At 58.9% G+C, this 19,925-nt stretch carries 14 protein-coding genes and 2 pseudogenes; 7 read left to right on the forward strand and 9 right to left on the reverse strand.

Translation table 11 applies throughout. The features are described 5' to 3' along the window. Positions 1–58 precede the first annotated feature (58 nt). Positions 59–2,149 (forward strand): heavy metal translocating P-type ATPase, encoded by a 2,091-nt coding sequence (locus J3353_RS12405; protein WP_242700953.1) that lies wholly within the window; start codon positions 59–61, stop codon positions 2,147–2,149. A 388-nt stretch (positions 2,150–2,537) separates the two neighbouring features. On the opposite strand, the gene J3353_RS12410 is transcribed toward J3353_RS12405, so the two are convergent. Further along, complete coding sequence (locus J3353_RS12410; protein WP_207684955.1) at positions 2,538–4,799, reverse strand: glycogen/starch/alpha-glucan phosphorylase; 2,262 nt, start codon at positions 4,797–4,799, stop codon at positions 2,538–2,540. 128 nt (positions 4,800–4,927) lie between these two features. Here J3353_RS12410 and J3353_RS12415 point away from each other — a divergent pair, with 128 nt between their 5' ends. Then, the gene (locus J3353_RS12415; protein ID WP_207684956.1) at positions 4,928–5,785 is read left to right on the forward strand and encodes an AraC family transcriptional regulator; all 858 of its coding nucleotides are present in this window, start codon (positions 4,928–4,930) and stop codon (positions 5,783–5,785) included. A 58-nt stretch (positions 5,786–5,843) separates the two neighbouring features. Here J3353_RS12415 and J3353_RS12420 read toward each other — a convergent pair whose 3' ends face one another. Further along, a complete protein-coding gene (locus J3353_RS12420) occupies positions 5,844–6,866 on the reverse strand; it encodes a LacI family DNA-binding transcriptional regulator (protein WP_156064921.1) in 1,023 nt (340 codons plus the stop codon). Between the two features lie 286 nt (positions 6,867–7,152). Here J3353_RS12420 and J3353_RS12425 point away from each other — a divergent pair, with 286 nt between their 5' ends. From J3353_RS12425 to malQ, 3 genes are read left to right on the forward strand one after another with little or no spacing between them, the layout of a single operon-like run. After that, on the forward strand, positions 7,153–8,835 hold the full coding sequence (locus J3353_RS12425; RefSeq protein ID WP_156061842.1) for a PTS transporter subunit IIBC: 1,683 nt from the start codon (positions 7,153–7,155) through the stop codon (positions 8,833–8,835). Between the two features lie 6 nt (positions 8,836–8,841). Beyond that, the gene (locus tag J3353_RS12430; RefSeq protein WP_156061843.1) at positions 8,842–9,660 is read left to right on the forward strand and encodes an endonuclease/exonuclease/phosphatase family protein; all 819 of its coding nucleotides are present in this window, start codon (positions 8,842–8,844) and stop codon (positions 9,658–9,660) included. A gap of 18 nt (positions 9,661–9,678) precedes the next feature. Next, entirely contained in the window at positions 9,679–11,181 is a 1,503-nt protein-coding gene (gene malQ / locus J3353_RS12435) for a 4-alpha-glucanotransferase (RefSeq protein WP_207684961.1), read from the forward strand. Positions 11,182–11,292: 111 nt separating this feature from the next. On the opposite strand, the pseudogene J3353_RS12440 reads toward malQ, so the two are convergent. The 6 genes and pseudogenes from J3353_RS12440 to J3353_RS12465 all read right to left on the reverse strand — a co-directional run. Continuing rightward, a pseudogene (locus J3353_RS12440) lies at positions 11,293–11,550 on the reverse strand (hypothetical protein); the annotation flags it as partial. 164 nt (positions 11,551–11,714) lie between these two features. Beyond that, positions 11,715–14,000, reverse strand: a complete 2,286-nt coding sequence (locus tag J3353_RS12445; RefSeq protein WP_207684957.1) for a hypothetical protein — start codon at positions 13,998–14,000, stop codon at positions 11,715–11,717. A gap of 169 nt (positions 14,001–14,169) precedes the next feature. Further along, positions 14,170–14,487 carry a nitroreductase family protein gene (locus tag J3353_RS12450; RefSeq protein WP_156061845.1) on the reverse strand — a complete coding sequence of 106 codons (318 nt, stop codon included), beginning with the start codon at positions 14,485–14,487 and terminating at the stop codon, positions 14,170–14,172. A 370-nt stretch (positions 14,488–14,857) separates the two neighbouring features. Next, the gene (locus tag J3353_RS12455; RefSeq protein WP_207684958.1) at positions 14,858–15,097 is read right to left on the reverse strand and encodes a nitroreductase family protein; all 240 of its coding nucleotides are present in this window, start codon (positions 15,095–15,097) and stop codon (positions 14,858–14,860) included. Positions 15,098–15,209: 112 nt separating this feature from the next. Next, positions 15,210–15,383: pseudogene (locus J3353_RS16610) on the reverse strand (nitroreductase family protein); the annotation flags it as partial. A gap of 29 nt (positions 15,384–15,412) precedes the next feature. Further along, positions 15,413–16,282, reverse strand: a complete 870-nt coding sequence (locus tag J3353_RS12465) for a patatin family protein (RefSeq protein WP_098923035.1) — start codon at positions 16,280–16,282, stop codon at positions 15,413–15,415. Positions 16,283–16,527: 245 nt separating this feature from the next. Between J3353_RS12465 and J3353_RS12470 the strand changes: the two genes are divergently transcribed. Beyond that, positions 16,528–17,121: a xanthine phosphoribosyltransferase gene (locus tag J3353_RS12470; protein ID WP_035394911.1), complete on the forward strand. Its 594-nt coding sequence runs from the start codon at positions 16,528–16,530 to the stop codon at positions 17,119–17,121. 48 nt (positions 17,122–17,169) lie between these two features. Here the strand turns inward: J3353_RS12470 and J3353_RS12475 are convergent, their stop codons facing one another. Beyond that, a complete protein-coding gene (locus J3353_RS12475) occupies positions 17,170–19,041 on the reverse strand; it encodes a penicillin-binding protein 2 (protein WP_207684959.1) in 1,872 nt (623 codons plus the stop codon). 244 nt (positions 19,042–19,285) lie between these two features. On the opposite strand from J3353_RS12475, the gene J3353_RS12480 reads away from it, so the two are divergent. Continuing rightward, positions 19,286–19,925 (forward strand): FtsW/RodA/SpoVE family cell cycle protein (locus tag J3353_RS12480; RefSeq protein WP_242700954.1); only part of this gene is annotated, 640 nt, incomplete at its 3' end.

The raw sequence follows: 19,925 nt of genomic DNA on the forward strand, positions 1-19,925 counted from the left end.
CAACGCAGCGGAGCCGCCCTTGGGCGGCTCTTTTTTACGCAGAGGGGTAAGAAAAGCAATGAAATGTACGATCTTACATGAAGGTAAGGGACGGATGCGGGTGCACGTCTGCGCCGTGCGCATGACCCTGCACCGGGCAGATGTGCTGGAAGCCTACCTGAACGGGCAGGACAACATTCAAAAAGCCACCGTCTACGAGCGCACCGGAGATGTGGTGCTGACCTACCAGGGCAGCCGGAAGGATGCCGTCGCCCTGCTGGCAGCCTACCGCTTTGACAACGAAGAATTAGAGGTGCTGGTCACTTCCCACGATAGCCGGAAAATCAATCAGGAATATCAGGAGAAGATGGTCAACCTTGTGGCGGGCCGGGTGTTCCGCAAGGTGTTCCTGCCCGCGCCCATCGCGGCGGCATATACGGTGTGGCGCTCCATCGCCTTTGTCTGGAAGGGTGTCCGCTGCCTGCTGCACCGCAAGCTGGAGGTAGAGGTGCTGGATGCGCTCAGCATCACCGCCTCCCTCCTGCGGGGGGATTACAGCACCGCAGGGTCGGTGATGTTCCTGCTGACGGTGGGCAGTCTGCTGGAGGAGTGGACGCGGAAAAAGAGCTTGGATGACCTTGCCCGCAGCATGGCGCTGAACGTGGATAAGGTCTGGGTGCGCACCCCGCAGGGCGAGGTGTTGGTACCGCTGACCCGCGTTCACGCCGGGGACGAAGTGGTGGTGCGCTCCGGCAACATGATCCCGCTGGACGGCACGGTGCTGGAAGGCGAAGCCATGGTCAATCAGGCTGCCCTGACCGGCGAGTCCATGCCGGTGCGCAAGACCACCGGTGCTACCGTCTACGCCGGAACAGTGGTGGAAGAGGGCGAGTGCGTTCTTGTGGCTAAAGCTGAGGGCGGTGCCAACCGCTATGATAAGATCGTGGCCATGATCGAGGAATCGGAAAAGCTCAAGTCCGGCACCGAAAACCGGGCTTTGCAGCTGGCCGACCGTCTGGTGCCGTGGTGCCTTGCCGGTACGGTGGCTACCTATGCCTTTACCCGCAACGTCACCCGGGCCATCTCCATCCTGATGGTGGACTTCTCCTGTGCGCTGAAGCTTTCCATGCCGCTGGCAGTGCTCTCTGCCATGCGGGAGTGCGGGGAATATCACATCACCGTAAAGGGCGGCAAGTATCTGGAAGCGTTGGCAAAGGCGGACACCATCGTGTTCGATAAGACCGGCACCCTCACCCGTGCCACCCCACAGGTGGTGCAGGTGGTGCCTTTCTCCGGCTGCGGGGAGCAGGAGGTATTGCAGCTTGCCGCCTGTCTGGAAGAGCATTTCCCCCATTCCATGGCAAACGCCGTCGTCCGTGCTGCCAAGGAGCGGGGAATCTCTCACGAAGAGATGCACTCCGAGGTGGAGTACATCGTGGCCCATGGCATTGCCAGCCGGGTAGGGGGCAAGCGGGTGGTCATCGGCAGCGCTCACTTTATTTTCGAGGACGAGGGCTGCACCATCCCGGCAGGGGAACAGGCAAAGTTTGATGGGCTGGACCCGCAGTATTCCCACCTGTATCTGGCAGCATCCGGGGTACTGGCGGGGGTCATCTGCATCGCAGACCCCCTGCGCCCGGAGGCGGCACAGGTGCTGCGCCAGCTCCAAAAGCTGGGCATCACTCAGACCGTCATGATGACCGGCGACAGTGACCGCACTGCCCGCGCCATTGCGGCGCAGGTGGGGGTAGACCGCTGCTTTGCGGAGGTGCTGCCGGAGGATAAGGCCGCCTTTGTCCGCGACGCCAAAGCCGAGGGACATACGGTGGTGATGATCGGCGACGGTATCAACGATTCGCCCGCTTTGTCGGCGGCAGATATCGGCATCGCCATCCATTCCGGTGCCGCCATCGCCCGGGAGGTTGCCGATGTGACCATCCGCGCGGATAGTCTGGAAGAGCTGGTGACCTTAAAAGCCATTGCCAACGCCCTGCAAAAGCGGGTGGGCAGCAATTACCGCTTTGTGCTCAGCTTCAACTCGGCCCTCATCCTTCTGGGGGCTCTGGGCATCCTGCCTCCTGCCACCAGCGCCATGCTGCATAACCTTTCCACCCTTGGCATCAGCCTGCGCAGCATGACAGACCTGTTGGAGCAGAAGCCTTCCCTGTGAAAATAGTACACCGGAGTGTCCGCAGATGCTCCGGCGTACCGAAATGATAGCTCTTCCCATAAAAAGGAAGCTGTTGCACAAATGTTGTGTGATATGTACCCCCCATACTGGACATCCAGTATGGGGGGTATATATTTAGGTGCCCACCCTCTTAGTCCGTGTGCTGTAAACAACAATGCAAAAAAATCCGACCCGATTCTACGATGCCATAGCATTGTATGAATCAGATCGGAGAATGAAAAGTGTTTGCAGAAGGATGCGAGGGTGAGTGTGGAGTCAAAAATATGGAATGTTTTGCGGCGGGGAGAAACGAAGGTTACACAACCAGAAAGCAGTGCATCTTCTACAAGAAACTGCTGGATGCTGGGATGACGTAAAGTAAAAACGATTACTTCCCCAGATGCCAGATGTCGCGGTCATACTCGGCAATGGTGCGGTCGGAGGAGAACATCCCGGCTTTGGCAATGTTCACAAGGCACTTGCGCCGCCAGCCCATGGGGTCGCAGGCGTAATCGCCGAGGGCCTGCCCTTTGCGGACGACATAGGCGTTGAAGTCCGGCAGGGTCTGGAACCAGTCCTTGTGGATCAGCTCGTCGTGCAGGCGGGTCAGGTTTTCGGCATGGCCGGCAGCCAGCATCTCCGGGCCGGTGAGGAAGCTGATGGCCCGGCGGATGTTGGCATCGCCCTCCACCCACTGGGCCGGATCGTAATCGCCCACGGCGTAGCGGTGGATGACCTGATCGGAGGTCTGGCCGAAGATATAAATGTTCTCTTCGCCCACCTGCTGGCTGATCTCCACATTGGCACCGTCCATGGTGCCCAGCGTCAGCGCACCGTTCAGCATGAACTTCATGTTGCCGGTGCCGGAGGCCTCCTTGGAGGCAAGGCTGATCTGCTCAGACAGGTCACAGGCAGGGATGAGCTTTTCGGCAGCGGTGACGTTGTAATTTTCCACAAATACCACCTGCAGCCACTTGGACACCTCCGGGTCGGCGGCAATGACCTTGGAGAGGGTCAGCAGGGCGTGGATGATATCCTTGGCAATGGTGTAGGCAGGAGCTGCCTTGGCACCAAAGATGCTCACCAGCGGTACGGCAGGCAGATGCCCGGCCTTGATCTCGTAATACTGATGGATGAGGTACAGCAGGTTCAGCTGCTGACGCTTATACTCGTGCAGCCGCTTGGACTGGATATCGAACATGGCATCGGGATTCACTGCCACCTTCTGGGTGCGCAGCAACCAGTCTGCCAGCGCTGCCTTGTTGGTCTTTTTCACGGCGGTCAACTCGTCCAGCACGGCTTCGTCGTCGGCGAAGGCCAGCAGCTTCTCCAGCTCGGCAGCGTCCTTGCGGAAGCCGGAACCGATGTGCTTTTCCAGCGTGGCGGTCAGGCGCGGGTCGCACTCCAGCAGCCAGCGGCGGAAGGTGATGCCGTTGGTTTTGTTGTTGAACTTTTCCGGGTACAGCTCATAGAAGCCGTGCAGCTCGGAATTTTTCAGGATCTCGGTGTGCAGCGCTGCCACGCCGTTGGTGGAATGGGTGAAGTGGATGTCCATGTGGGCCATGTGTACCCGGTCGTCCTTGTCGATGATGGCAAGGCTCTCGTCCTCGGTGCGGGTGCGGGCCAGTGCGTCCAGCTTTTCAATGATGGGCATCAGCTGGGGCACAACGGCATCCAGATAGGCGCGGGGCCACTTTTCCAGTGCCTCGGCCAGAATGGTGTGGTTGGTGTAGGCACAGGTCTTGGTAACGATCTCCACAGCTTCCTCAAACTCAATGCCCCGCTGCCCCAGCAGCCGGATCAGCTCCGGGATGACCATGCTGGGATGGGTGTCGTTGATCTGGATGGCGGCGTAGTCGGCCAGATCGTGGTAATTGCAGCCCCGGGCGGCGCACTCTGCCAGAATGAGCTGGGCACCGGCAGAAACCATGAGGTACTGCTGATACACCCGCAGACGGCGGCCTGCCTCATCGGAGTCGTCCGGGTAGAGGAACAGGGTCAGGTTCTTGTCGATGGCGGTCTTGTCAAAGGCAATGCCGTCATGGACGATGCTCTCGTCGATGGTATCCAGATCGAACAGATTCAGAGTGTTGGTGCGGCCCTCGTAACCGGTGACAGCCAGCTTGTACAGCCGGGCAGTGTATTCCTTGCCCGCCAGTTCCACCGGGTAGGTCACATCGGTCTTTTCAGCCCAGCTGTGGGCGGTGAGCCAGGGGTCGGGCTTTTCGTTCTGCACACCATCCTCAAAGGACTGGTGGAACAGGCCAAAGTGATACCGCAGGCCCACGCCGTCGCCGGGCAGGTTCAGCGTTGCCAGCGAATCCAGGAAGCAGGCTGCCAGACGGCCCAGACCGCCGTTGCCGAGAGAAGGCTCCGGCTCCACCTCTTCAATGTCCGAAAGGCGCTTTCCGGCAGCGGCCAGTGCATCCCGGGCTTCTTCATACAGCCCCAGATTGATGAGGTTGTTGGACAGCAGCTTGCCGATGAGGAATTCGGCGCTGATATAATACAGCTTGCGTCCGGTGACGGGCTGCACGCGGTCGGCACTCTTCTGCCGCACCAGCTCCAGCAGTGCCAGATACAGCTCCTGATCGGTGCAGTCCGCCAGCAGCTTGCCGGTGATACTCTGTAATGTTTCGGTAAAGCTCATAATGGCTCCTCCTTTGCTACGGAAAACAGGTTTGACATCTATAATGCAAGATATACCAGATAAAACAATCGAAATCTTGCCTTAAAAGTGCAAATTGTGGTACAATCCTATCATCTGGAGGTGAGAAGATGCAAAATCAGGCATCATTGCAGGAAACCAAGCAGCACGGTGCCGTGCGGTTCCCCTTCAATCTGTATCCCTGCACCATTCCGGGAGATTTTCCGCAGGTGGCACTCCACTGGCAGGAGAGCATGGAGCTGGTCTTTGTCAAGCGGGGCGCGGGGCTGGTGCAGGTGGGTGCGGTGTCCTGCCCGGCCTACCAGGGGGATATCTTTATTTTTACGCCCGGCACCCTCCACGCCCTGCGGCAGGCAGAGGGGAAGCGGATGGAATACGAGAATATCATCTTTGAGCTGGAGCTTCTGGGCGGTGCGGAGGACCTTTGCGCCGAAAAATATCTGCTTCCGCTGCAAAGCGGGCGGCTGCTGCTGCCTGCGCGGCTGACACCCAACGACCTGTGTTATCTCCAAGCCGCCGCCTGCCTGCGGGAGGTGGAGGAAGCCAACCGCGCCAAGCTTCCCGGCTATGAGCTGCTGGTCAAAGGAGCACTGCTGCGCTTCCTCTCCCTGCTCATTGCGCAGGGGAAACAGCAGTTCCCCGTGGAAACTGCCGATACCCAGCGGCTGAAAGCCGTTCTGCAATGGATCTCTGCCCATTATGCCGAGGGGCTTCGGGTCGCCGATGCCGCCGGGGTCTGCTCCTTCAGTTCCAGCCACTTCATGCGCTGGTTCCGGCAGATGACAGGGCAGAGCTTTGTTGCCTTTCTGAACGAATACCGGCTGAATGCCGCCGCCGAAGCGCTGCACGCTACGGACGAGACGGTGCTGACGATCGCTTCCCGGTGCGGGTTTGAAAACCTCTCTTATTTTAACCGGGCATTCAAGGCACATTTTGGCATGACCCCGCGGGAGTACCGGAAAAAATAAACAAAATGAGGCCGTTCCGCTTCTCTGAGAAAGAGAGGGAACGGCCTCATTGTTTTGATCAGACTTCCGGCGGGCAGCAGCTCTCCCGGGGGATGAGCTTGTGCGGCACAAGGATCTTTGTTGCCAGCAGATTCGGGTTCTCGATGTGGTTGATGGTCTGGCTGGCGGCCTCCATACCCAGCTGATAGGGGTTCACGTCCACGGTGGTCAGCTGGGGGCTGGTGATGCGGGAGAACAGCGAATTGTTGAAGGAAACGATGGAAAGATCCTTCGGGACACGCAGCCCCAGTTTGCCGCAGAACTGTTCCAGCACCACGGCCAGAATGTCATCGCTGACCAGCATGGCCGTGGGATGGTCCGGTGCGGTGAGAAGAGCCTTCAGCGGCTCTTCGTAAGCGTCGTTCAGGGTGTTGACCTCCACACAGTCCTCCTCCCGGGGAGTGATGCCATGCTTCAGCAGGGACATCTGGTAGCCGCGCCTGCGCTCTGCCGAAAACAGCATGGCGTTGCTGACACCAAAATAGGCAATGCGGCGGTGGCCCATTTCATAGAGGTAATCGGTGGCTTCCTCACCGGCAAGGGCGTTGTCGTTGTCGATATAGATGGTCTGATTGGCGGACTGCGCCGCCTTGCCCACAATGACATGGAGCAGCCCTTCGCTGCGCAGGTAGGCTGCCACCGGGCAGTCCTTTTTGGAATAGAGCAGGATAAAGCCATCCGCCTGCGCGTTGGCCACCATGCTCTGGATGGCATCCAGAACTTCGGTATCGTCCTGCCCGGTGATGACCGTGTTCACATACCGCCGCTGGTTGCAGAACTGCCCGATGCCGCGGATGATCTCCAGATGGAAGGCGTTCTCGTAGACATCCCTCTGGGAGGAGGGCAGAATGATGCCGATGGTCTTGGAAAAGGCCTCCACCGGTTCGGCCTCAAAGTTCGGCTCATAGCCCAGCTGTGCCATAATGCGGCGCACCCGCTCCTTGGTTTCCCGGCTGATGGAAGGGCTGTCCTTGCAGGTGCGGGACACCGTGGAAGGCGAAACCCCCGCCGCTGCTGCCACATCCTTGATGGTAACTGCCATAGTCTGTTCCTCCCTGATGTAATAGGTCTATTGTAAAGCGGTTTGCACGCAATGTCAATGATTTGCGCACGAGTTTGCGCAGAGTATGCAACTGCGCCCTTTGCGCACTTTCGATGTTTTCAACAAAGAAACTTGCGGGCTGTTGTGCAAAAAGAAGAAAATATATTTTTGACCTAGAAAACTCTTGTAAAAATTGCAGAGTTGGATTATTCTTGTTGCGTAAAGTTACGCAACTGAAGCGCAACGATTGCGTAAAATGGCGCAAAAGGAAACAAGGAGGAACATTATGGCAACAACACAAGCAGCTCCGGGGAAAAAGGGGCTTATCAACTTTGACTTCTTACAGAAGCTGGGCAAGGTGCTGATGACCGTCATCGCCGTCATGCCTGCTGCCGGCCTGATGATCAGTCTGGGCAAGCTGGTGCAGATGGGCGGCGGTGACATTGCGGCAGTTATGACCATTGGCACCACCATGGAAAACATTGGCTGGGCGGTCATCAACAATCTGCACATCCTGTTTGCCGTGGCCATCGGCGGCAGCTGGGCAAAGGAGCGTGCCGGCGGTGCTTTTGCGGCTGTGCTGGCATTTGCCCTCATCAATGTCATCACCGGCAACATCTTCGGTGTCACCAGCGCCATGCTGGAAGACCCCAACGCCGTGACCCACACCCTGTTCGGGCGGGAGATCGCCGTCAACGGCTACTTCACCTCTGTGCTGGGTGCCCCGGCCCTGAACATGGGCGTGTTCGTGGGCATTATTGCCGGTTTTGTGGGCGGCGTGGCTTACAATAAATACTATAACTTCCGCAAGCTGCCGGATGCACTGGCCTTCTTCAACGGCAAGCGCTTTGTGCCTATGGTGGTCATTGCCTATTCTGTGGTCATTTCCATGGTGCTGGCACTGTTCTGGCCTGTGGTCCAGACCGGCATCAACAACTTCGGCATCTGGATCGCAAACTCTTCCGAGACTTCTCCCGTTCTGGCTCCGTTCATCTATGGCACGCTGGAGCGTCTGCTGCTGCCCTTCGGCCTGCACCACATGCTGACCATCCCCATGAACTACACTTCCTTCGGCGGCACATACACCATTGCCACCGGTGTCAATGCGGGCAGTCAGGTGTTTGGCCAGGACCCGCTGTGGCTGGCATGGGCCAACGACCTCATCAACTTCAAGAAAGCCGGCGACATGGCCGCTTACAACAACCTGCTGACCACCGTTACCCCCGCCCGCTTCAAGGTGGGCCAGATGATCGGTGCAACCGGTCTGCTGCTGGGCATTGCGCTGGCCATGTTCCGCCGTGTGGATGCCGACAAGCGCGCAAAGTATAAGTCTATGTTCATCTCCACCGCGCTGGCTGTGTTCCTGACCGGTGTGACTGAGCCGCTGGAATTCATGTTCATGTTCTGCGCCATGCCGCTGTACATCGTGTACGCACTGCTGCAGGGCTGTGCCTTTGCCATGGCAGGCATCATCCATCTGCGCCTGCACTCTTTCGGCAATCTGGAATTCATCACCCGTATCCCCATGTCCCTGCAGGCCGGTCTGGGCGGCGACATCATCAACTTTGTGCTCTGCGTGGTGGCGTTCTTTGTCATCGGCTATTTCGTGGCCTATTTCATGATCGGCAAGCTCAAGCTGGCAACGCCGGGCCGTCTGGGCAACTACACCGATGACAACGCGGACGATGCTGCAGCCGATACCAAGGCCGAGAAGAAGGCAGATAAAAAGTCCGATAACGGCCAGGCCGAGCGCATCATCGCCCTGCTGGGCGGCCGGGAGAACATTGTGCTGGTGGATGCCTGCATGACCCGTCTGCGTGTTACTGTGAAGGACCCTGCCAAGGTGGCCGACCTTGCCGCATGGAAGGCCGAGGGTGCTCTGAGCCTGCTGGTGAAGGGCGACGGCATTCAGGCTGTGTACGGCCCCAAGGCAGACGTTCTGAAATCTGACATCAATGATATTCTGTAAAAAACTATGAAACTGCTGACTTTGAATACCCACAGCCTCATCGAGCCGGACTATGAGGCAAAACGGAAGATCTTTGTAGACTTTATCGCCAGGGAGCAGCCGGAGGTGTTCGCCCTGCAGGAGGTGAACCAGACCGCCGCCGCTCCGCTGCTGGGAGAGATTCCGGCAAGGTATTATCCCTGCTCCGGCAATACAGTGCTGCTGAAAGCGGACAACCACGCCGCAGCCGTGGCCCGGATGCTGGAAAAGCAGGGCGTGCAGTACCATTGGAGCTGGCTTCCGGCAAAGATCGGCTACGACAGGTACGATGAGGGCGCGGCAGTGTTCAGCCGTGCACCCATCACCGCCGCTGAAAACCTGCTGCTGAGCAAGTCCGATGATTACAGCTGCTGGAAGACCCGCCGCACCCTGGGCATCTGCGCAGGAGATGTCTGGTATTACACAGTGCATCTGGGCTGGTGGAAGGACGAAGTGGAACCTTTTGCCGCCCAGTGGGAAACGCTGTCCCGGGCGGCAGGCGCAAAAAAGACCGCCTTTCTGCTGGGAGACTTCAACAGCGAGGCCGACGTGCGGGGCGAGGGCTACGACCTTGTGCTCCGCAGCGGCTGGCAGGACACCTACCGTCTGGCACAGCAGCGGGACGAGGGCTACACCGTCATGCAGGCCATTGATGGCTGGCGGGATGCCCCGGATGCGGCGGCAAAAAAGCGCATTGACCAGATCTGGTGCTCCCAGGCGATCGCTGTAAAAAGCACCCGGGTGGTGTTCGACGGCTTGCGGGAGCCGCAGGTATCCGACCACGCGGGTGTTCTGATCGAGTTATAAAGGAAGAGGGAAATGAAGATGCAGAGAAGTGCAGGTATTTTGCTGCCCGTCAGCAGTCTGCCGTCCCCTTACGGCATCGGCTGCTTTTCGCAGGAAGCATACGACTTTGTGGACTGGCTCAAGGAAGCCGGGCAGACTTACTGGCAGATCCTTCCGCTGGGTGTGACAAGCTACGGCGACAGCCCCTATCAGAGCTTTTCTGCCTTTGCGGGTAATCCGTATTTCATCAGCCTGGACGCACTGGTGGAGGAAGGGGTGCTGACCGCCGCCGAGTGCAAAAAGGCAAACTTTGGCCGCAAGGCAGATGATATCGACTACAGCCGCCTGTATGCCGAGCGGGGCCGCCTGCTGCGGCTGGCCTACTCCCGCAGCGACATCGGCCACAACGAAGCGTTTACAGCCTTCTGCGAGAAAAACAAGTGGTGGCTGGACGATTTTGCTCTGTTCATGGCGGTGAAGGGCCGCTTTGAGGGCAAGCCGTGGATCGAGTGGGCCGAGGATATCCGTCTGCGCTGGCAGCCCGCGATGGACTATTACCGCCGGGAGCTGTATTTTGAGGTGGAGTACCACAAATATCTCCAGTTCAAGTTCGACCAGCAGTGGCGCAGGCTGAAGGCCTACGCCAACAGCAAGGGCATCCGGATCATCGGCGATATCCCCATCTATGTGGCGCTGGATTCGGCGGACGCATGGGCAAACCCGGGTCTGTTCCAACTGGACAAGGACAATATTCCCACGGCGGTGGCTGGCGTTCCCCCGGATGGCTTTTCGCCCACCGGCCAGCTCTGGGGCAATCCGCTCTACCGCTGGGAAGCCCACCGCGCAACCGGCTATCAGTGGTGGATCACCCGCCTGTGGTACTGCTTCGAGCTTTACGATGTGGTGCGCATCGATCACTTCCGCGGCTTCGATGAGTATTTCTCCATCCCCTACGGCAGCGAGACTGCCGCACCGGGCCACTGGGAAAAAGGCCCCGGCATCGAGCTGTTTCGTGCTGTGGAGCAGGCACTGGGCAAACGGGAGATCATTGCGGAGGATCTTGGCTACATGAGCGACACCGTGCGTCAGCTGGTGCGGGACAGCGGTTTCCCTGGCATGAAAGTGCTGGAATTTGCCTTTGACTCCCGGGATACCGGCAGCGCCAGCGACTACCTGCCCCACAACTATCCGGTGAACAGCGTAGCCTATACCGGTACCCACGACAACGAAACGCTGGTATCCTGGTACCAGACCATCACCGGTGCGGAGCGCGCCATGGTGCGGGATTATCTGTTCGACTACGCCACCCCGGAGGAGCAGCTCTATAAAAGCATGATCGCACTGATCCTGCGCAGCGCAGCGGCGACCTGCATCATTCCCATGCAGGACTGGCTGGGGCTGGACAACTCCGCCCGCATCAATCAGCCCTCCACCGTGGGCCAGAACTGGCGCTGGCGGCTGAAAAAGCCCCAGCTGACCCGAAAACTCCAAAAAGAGATCTGCCAGCTGACCACTCGCTATGGGCGGAAGAACTGGGCGTAACTGCATTAAAAACCATAAAACCCCATGTCCGGGCCGTTTCACACAACGGTCTGGACGTGGGGTTCTTTTTCTGGATCAGTGACAGCCGGATGGCAGCAGACTCCGATTCATTCAAACCAGGCTTTCAATGATCTCCGCGCACTTTTCAATGCCGATGACACCGCTATCCAACGCAATATGATAATTGAATTCATGGTAGGTCTTGTGGATCAGATAGCCTGCGATCAGGAAGGTCAGGATATCCGACAGCGGCATGGAGTACAGCACACCGTCCAGCCCGAAAAACCGGGGCAGCAGCAGGGCAAAGCCCACACCAAACACCACCTCACGCACCATGGAAAGGGCGGTGGATTCTGCTGTCATGCCCACCACGATGGAGATGACGATCTGGAAGAACTTCATCACGATGCCAACCACTGCCATCGGCATCGGGTACTACCTTAAAACCAAAACGGCATAACGAAACAGCCGGGAGGCGTTCCAAAAGCGGAAGCCTCCCGGCTGCGTTTTTATAAGTTGTGTGCTCCGTTCGGTTACTTGAGCAGGTCGCTGTGGTCTGCGCCGCCAATGGTCAATGCCGCGCGGGGGCCGGTGTGGGTCCAGACGACGGCCATTTCATCGGGGGCGTCGGGTTCAGCCGCCAGCAGGGCATCCACCGAGACCGTGGTGGAGCGGGAGAGCAGGGTGGTGAACACAAGGGTCTTCACGCCCTGAGCCTTCAGGGTGCGGACCATGCCCAGCGTCAGGTGGGCCGAGGCCACGATGCCGTTGGCGCGGATGGTCAGGGTCGTGCCGTTCTGGGTGCAGGTGTGAGTGATCTGCTTGCCCAGAACGTTGGTGACATACAGCCCCTCCACCGTGACCGGGCGCTCCACTTCCACCGAGCCGTTGGAAGGTGCTTCTGCCCCTTCGGTGGGCGTCACGGTCGGCTGGGCGGGCTTTTCGGGTTCGCGTACAACATCGCCGGGCTGGGAAACATCGTCACCCTTCGCATTGCGGCGGGTGATGGTGGTGCCCACCTGCAAACCGGAGAACCGCGTTTCGCCGTTGGTCGAATCGCCAATGGCCACATTGCCGCCCGATGTGGCGTCGATCGTCACCTTGCCTTCAACGGTAATATCAGACTTTACCTCAGTAGCACCGTCAGCAACGCTGCCGCTGCCGATGGCCGCAGCACCGGGAAGAGGAGCTTCTTCGTTATTCAGAACGCCGCCGCCTTTGGCGGTGATATTGGGAGAACCGGCTTCGGTGCTCTTGATGGAAACTTTGTTTCTGGTATCCTCGGTGTCGGGTTGTGTTTCTGCGCCGCCACCGATACCGGCAGCACCAGCGCCGCCCTGTGCATTTTCGATGGTGACATTGCCCTCGATGGTCACGTCACCAGTGCCAAGAGCACCGCCGCCGATACCGGCACCTTCTTCGCCGCCGGTGGCGTTTCCGATTTGAGCATTGCCTCTAATGATCACATTGCCGATGCCAATAACGCCGCCGCCAATGCCGGAACCACCAGAACCACTTTTTGCATTTTCGATTTTGGCGTTGCCTTCAATGGTCACGTTGCCTACAGTTAGATCGATTACCATGCCATCGCCATCGGGATACAAATCGCCTTGGCCGCTGCCGATGCCTGCGCCGTTTTCTTTACTTTCCGCATTTTCAATGACTGCATCACCTCTGATGATGATCTCGCTGTTACCACGGGTGCCACTGCCGATGCCGGCTCCAGCTTCACCGCCCTGTGCGTTTTTGATGACGGCATCACCTTCAATGGTCACTGTGCCCAGACCCTGATAGCCGCTGCCGATGCCAGCAGCCATATAGCCACCAGAGGCTTCGGTGATGGTGCCGCCGCTGATGGTGACAGTGCCATTTCCTCCAATAAGAGTGCCCTTCGGTATCTCGCCACAACCGCCACCAATACCGGCACCATAGCGGCCCGTAGCCTTTGCGGTGATATCGCCGTCCGTAATTATGACCGTACCGTTGCCATCGAGGCCACCACCAATACCGGCAGCCAGACTGCCGCCCGTAGCGGTGATCGTACCACCGGAAATTGTCACATCGCCGTCACCGCCGACGGCGGCGTACTTGTCGCCGGCACCGCCGCCAATACCGGCAGCCCCATTACCACCCGTGGCAGTGATCTTACCACCCGTAATGGTCGCTTGGCCGTCGTGTTCGTCACTGCCGCCGATGCCGGCACCTCGGCCACCACCGTTGGCAGTCAAACTGCCAGTAGTATCGGACGCACTGCCCTTTGCGGAGCCATCATCATTCTTTTCGTCCTGAATCGTCAGCGTGCCGCTGTCGTCGGTCTTGTTATGCTCCAGACCGGCGTGGCCATATCCGCTTGTCAGCGTGTTGTTGCCGTTCAGCTCGATGTTCGTATTGCCGCTGCCGGTAACGCTTACAGCGGTCTTATAAGCGTTCGGGTCATAAGCATACTTGGACCCTTCGTCTACATTGATCGTTACGTTATCCAGCGTGACATTCACCGTCTTGCCTTCATCTGCATGGATCGTTACTGTGTTCGAAGACGCGGTAGAAGAGTCCTTGCTTTTAATAACGGTGTCCGTATCATTCTCTTTTGTCGTACTTCCCTGTGTGACCTTGTTGCCGGTTTCACCAGCCGAAATCGAGATGTCACCATCTTCAATGTACCAGTCTTGGGCAAAGGCGGGGAGCGTCATCCCGACCACAAGGGCGGCGGTGAGGGCGAGGGCGGCGGCGCGCTTTGCGGTGGAGCGGCGGGCTGTTCTGGCCACAGAAACCGGGCTGTGCCCCAGAACACGCATGGCGAGTTTACGATAAGAGATCATAAGTGGTACCTCCTTACAAAGTTTCAAATCCGGTAAAACATGGGCTTGTAAGGAAATTATACCACTTTCGGGGGGGTGCAAGTAAAACTGCGTGAAAGACTAACTATTAAAAGTCAAGACCCAAAATGAAAAAATACGTCTGCCGACCGCTGCCCCTGACAAACAGCATTCAAATGCTGAAATTAGAGCAGCGAGGACGACGGAGAGAACAGCAAAACAAGCCCAGCCAGACTGCGCCAAGCCCCAGCTCCTGTGCAGCAAGGCAGATGTTCTGGGCGGCAATGGCCAGCGCCACCACCGTAAGCGGGAACACAACGGTGTTGGCCGCGTTTCCGTAGGAGCCCAGATAGCTGGCGTTTGCAATAAAGATCTGGTCCACGATGTTGTACAGCGCACCCACCAGCAGAGAAATAATGCACGGGATCGCATACTTCTGCATCAGCTTGCCGATGCGTTCCGTGCCGAGAAATTCATTGGTACTTTCCATGGGATTCACCTTACCTTTCCATTTTAGGACAAACAAAAAACGAGTGGCACTCATGCAACCGGTCTTACGCATGAGTGCCACTCGTTGTACGGAATCATTATACTTTTGCACAAGAAATCTGCGGGTCATTCTGCGCAGATTGCACGATGCAAACTTTGTGGAAAATCACCTTTGAAGCCATGGAGTGGTTTGTGTTATAATAGAAAAGAACGAAAACGCGCTGGAAAGTCTGTTTTGCACAGTCTGTTCCACTTGGATGAAAGAGGAGCAATATGGCAAAGTATCAAGCAGGAACGCTCGTGGTTTATGGGAACCTCGGGGTACATGTGATCGAAACTGTCGGGCCGCAAAGCTTTTGCGTCCGGCAGATTTACCACTGGTTAAAATGTACCCGGTCGTCCTCATAGCGGCTCTCACGCGGGGCAGTTAGGTCTGCTTCCGGGTAGCCAAGGGCGATGATGGAGTGGGGCACAATGGTCTCCGGCAGAGCGAACAGCTTTTGCTGGGCCTCCACCCGGTCCATCTGGGGCCAGGTGCCCAGCCAGACTGCGCCAAGCCCCAGCTCCTGTGCAGCAAGGCAGATGTTCTGGGGCGGCAATGGTTCCGTCAATGACCCAGTAGTCCTTTGCAAAGCGGAACGCACGGTCAAGGTCGCCGCAGACGAGGATACCGGCGGCAGCTTTCCGCAGCGGCTCAGCAGGGCGGCCATTGGCATCGGCCATCTGTGCCAGCTTTTCCGGGTCTGTCACCACCACGAAAGACCAGTCCCGTGCATTGACGCAGCTGGGGCCGCTCATGGCCGCTTCCAGCAGCTGGTGCAGTGTTTCGCTTTTGATGGGCTTGTCGGTGAATTCCCGGCAGCTGCGCCGGGTGAGGATGGCATCCAGAGTGTTCATTTTTGATTTGCCCCAGTATAGCACAGTGATTATTCCTCGGCTTCGGCCTTTGCAGTTTCAAGGAAGGCCCGGATTTTGTCCACCTGGATCTGTGCCACGGCCCGGCCGGTCTCGTAGACGCGGCGCAGCTGGTCGGGGTCACGCTCCATGGCACCGATCTCCAGCGGGATGGGCGGGCGGATAACGTAATCCTTGCCGGACTGCTCCAGCATGGAGATGTAGCTCAGGGTTTCGTTGTAGCGCTCGTGGCGGTCAGCCACAGCCTCCACAAAGGCAGGATAGCGCAGATACCGTGCCCGGATGGCGGGCAGCATGGGATTCTTCTTTTTCACAAACCCCTTGGGCTGGGTCAGGATGATGAGGTTCCGCTTGTAGCCGATGGACTCAAAGAAGCGGATGGGGATGGAATCGGCAACGCCGCCGTCCAGCAGGCCGTAATGGCCGATCTTGACGATCTTTGCGGCCAGTGGCATGGATGCCGAGGCTTCCATCCAGCGCACATCCTCCGCATCACCGGTGCGGCACTTATAATAGATGGGGTCGCCGGTGCGGACATCGGTGCAGACTACAAAGTAATCCATGGGGGATTCCCGGAAAGCCTTGTCGTCGAACGGGTCGAGCTTTTCGGGCACCTCGTGGTAGCAGAAATCCTCGCTGTACAGGTTGCCGGTGCGCAGCAGATTGCGGAAGCTGGCATAGCGTTTGTCGTTGCAGTAGGTGGTGTTGTAGCGGATGGTCCGCCCGATCTGGTGGGATTTGTAGTTGCAGCCGAACACTGCTCCCGCCGAAACACCTACCATGCCGTCTACCGTGATGCCCTGCTCCATCAGAACATCCAGAACACCGGCAGTGAACATGCCCCGCATGGCACCGCCTTCCAGGATCAATCCGGTCTTCATACGCGTGATACTCCTTCTCCTCACAATGCATCCCGCCCGAACAGGCGGCAGGATGCAGAAAACGGGCACCTTTCCCTGTGCCCGGAGCGCCCCGGAAATCCACCCGGAGCCGTTGCTTCCAGTATACTCAAATTTTGCTGAAAAACAAGAGAGAAAATGCCAAAAGACCTTGAAAACAGGGGGGCAAATCCGGTATACTAGGTAAAATCAAAATGCAGTACCAAAGCTTGGAGGAAGAGACGGATATGAAACTGCTGGAAGAACGCATTCAGAGAGACGGGATCGTGCGCGAGGGCAATGTGCTGAAGGTGGATAGCTTCATCAACCACCAGATGGACATCCCCCTGTTCCGCGAGATGGCAAAGGAGTGGAAGCGCCTGTTTGCAGGCAAGCCCGTCAACAAAGTGCTGACCATTGAGGCCAGCGGCATCGGCATTGCCGCTGTGGTTGCCAGCGAGTTCAATGTGCCTGTGGTGTTTGCCAAAAAGTCCATGAGCATCAACCTGGATTACGACAACTATGAGACCAAGATCCAGTCCTTCACCCACAAGAAGATCTACAACGTCATCGTCTCCAAAAAGTTCCTCACCGCAGAGGACCATGTCCTGATCATCGATGACTTCCTGGCAAACGGCTGTGCCCTGATGGGCCTGCTGGATCTGGCCAAGGAGGCCGGAGCCACGGTCGAGGGCATTGGCATTGCCGTGGAGAAGGGCTTCCAGCAGGGCGGCGAGCTCATCCGCAGCAAGGGCATCCAGCTGGAGAGCCTTGCCATTGTGGAATCCATGAACAGCGAGACCGGCGAGATCAAGTTCCGCGAGCAGCCGCATCAGAACTGAAAACAAGCACTTCAAGACCGCTTCGGCGGTCTTTTTTGCTGCCCGTTTTCAGGCCCCGTCAAAACTGTCGCCGTCAGCGGGGAGGTCGGCGGCGGTCTCTGCTGTGGAGGCAGCCGGGGCTTCCGTGGCGCGGGGCACGCCCCTGTACACCAGCGTCTGCTCCAGCACTTCGGCACAGACCGGGGCCGACAGGCTGCCGCCTGCGGTCGTCCAGCTGTGGGGTTCGTCCAGGCAGACCAGGCAGAGAAACTGCGGGTCGTCGATGGGAGCCACCGCCACAAAGCTGGCAATGCGGGCTTTTTCGTCGGCGCTGTCCAGCTTTTGGCTGGTGCCGCTTTTTCCGCCTACCCGGTAGCCCGGGATCTGGGCGTTCCGTCCACCGCCGTAGAGCACCACGGCCTCCATCATCTCCCGCATGGTCTGGCTGGTCTCTGCCTTGAGCACCTGCCGTTTGCAGACAGGGGAGAGCTGCTCAATGGTACTGCCGTCCGGGGCCAGGATCTCCGAGACGACGTAGGGCTGCATCAGCTTTCCCCCGTTGACCACGGCGCAGACTGCCGCCGCCATTTCCAGATACGAGATCTTGCTGCTTTGCCCAAAGGCACAGGAGGCCAGCTCCACCGGGCCCATCCGGTCGGCGGTATAGTACAGGCTCTGTTTCGGTTCGGCGGGCAGGTCGATGCCGGTGGGCTCCCGCAGGCCGAAGGCGGCAAAATAATCGCAGAAGGCCTCCCTGCCCAGCCGGCCCCCGATCTGGATGAAGCTCTGGTTGCAGGAATTTTCCAGCGCCTGGGTCACGCTCTGGGCTCCATGGCGCTTGTGGTTGGCACAGTGGAAGCGGGTGCCCGCCACCGAGATGGATTCCCCGCAGTAAAAGCTGGAATGCTTTGTGATGGCTCCGGCATCCAGCGCCGCCGCGCAGGTGATGAGCTTGAACACGCTGCCCGGCTCGTACAGGTCGCTGACGGCCTTGTTCCGCCACTGGGTCTGCTGGGCCAGCTGCAAAGCGGCCTTGCGTGCATCACCGGTCAGGGCCTCCACGGCGTTCCGGGCGGCGGTGTCGGCAATGACGCGGGGTTCGTTGGGGTCGTAGGAGGGCGTGGTGGACATGGCCAGCACGGCCCCGGTGTTCACATCCATGACGATCCCAACGGCCCGCGCCGCCACATGGTGCTCCTGTACGGCGTAGGACAGCGCGTTTTCAAGGTAGTGCTGGATACAGCTGTCGATGGTGAGCCGCAGGCCGTCCCCCTCGGTGGGAAAACGCTCGGTCTCGTAGCTCTGCTCCAGTGTGTAGCCCCAGGCGTTGACAGCCGTGAGCACCACGCCGTTTTCCCCGGTGAGCAGATCGTCATATTTCAGTTCCAGCCCGGCCACCCCTGCGTTGTCCACATTGGTGAACCCCAGCACCGAAGCCAGAAACGCGCCCTGCGGATACCAGCGCTTGCTGTCCTGATTGATGCGGATGCCGGTGATGCTGTTTTCCTCGCAAAAGTCCCGCACAGCATCGGCTGCGGCACGGTCCACCCGGTAGCGGAGCAGGCAGTCGTTGGAGCGGCGGTCGCTGAATTTTTCCAGCAGGGCCGCTTCGTCCAGCGCTAAGATCTCCGCAAGGCCGTGGGCGGCAAGGGTGATTTTCTCTTCCGGCATCTCCCGGGGCGAGGCCCGCAGGGTCCAGCAGCTGCTGTTGGCGGCCAGCAAAAGGCCGTCGGCACTGTAAATGCGCCCCCGGTCTGCGGGGACCACGGTGTCCCGCAGCTGCTGGCCCTGTGCACGGTCGGCATAAAAGCCGTCGGTGCGCACCTGCAGGAAAAAGAGCCGCACGGCCAGCCCCAGGCAGACGGCACAGAACAACACCGCCACGGCCCGTGCCCGGCGGCGGAATCCCCGCTCGGGCAGGGTGCGGAGAACTTTGGGCATGATGTCACCCCCTTTAACGGGCTCACCCTCTCCGTCATCGCTGACGCGATGCCACCTCTCCCGAAGGGAGAGGCCTTGGCATTCGATACAAAGTTTATGATTTTGTCAAAAGCTCCCCCTTTGGGGGAGCTGGCGCAAAGCGCCTGAGAGGGTGAGCTAGTGTACAAGATATGCACAACGTCACGATAATATCCGTATAGCCAACAGCAGCATGGCGTACAATAGTAAAACTGGGGGTGACGACATGAAACTGACTGCCTTGGCAGGCGGGCGGCACAGGGCACCGCTGCGGGCTCTGCCGGCCATGGACCTGCCGTTTCTGGTGTTGGTACTCACGCTGGTGGGGTTCGGGCTGGTGATGCTGGGCAGTGCATCGGGGGCGGTGGCCCTTTACCGGCGGGGGGATGCCTTTGCCTACCTGCGCCCCCCGCTGCTCTTCGCCGCCATGGGCATTTCGGGGCTGTGGCTGGCCCGCCGGGTGGACTATCACATCTTCCACAAATTGGCCTGGCCGCTGCTGGGGGTCTCGCTGGTGCTGCTTGCGGTGGTGCTTTTTATGCCGGAATACAACGGCTGCAAACGGTGGCTGGTGCTGCCGGGGATGGGTACCCTGCAGCCAAGCGAGATCGCAAAATTTGCCGTGGTGCTGGTGTTTTCACACATCATCTCGCTGAACCATGACAGGATGCGCAGCTTTGCGGTGGGGGTGCTGCCCTTTGTGCTGGTGCTGGGGGTGGTGGCGGCGCTGATGCTGCTGGAACCCCATCTTTCGGGCACCTTGCTGATCCTGGGCATCGGGGCAGTGCTGATGTTCGTGGGCGGCACAGGTCTGCGGTGGTTCGTGCTGGCGGGCGTGGGCGGGGCGGCCGCCATCGGGGCGGCGG

Origin of the sequence: Faecalibacterium sp. Marseille-Q4137 (assembly GCF_017377535.1) — a bacterium.
Lineage (GTDB): Bacteria > Bacillota > Clostridia > Oscillospirales > Ruminococcaceae > Faecalibacterium > Faecalibacterium duncaniae.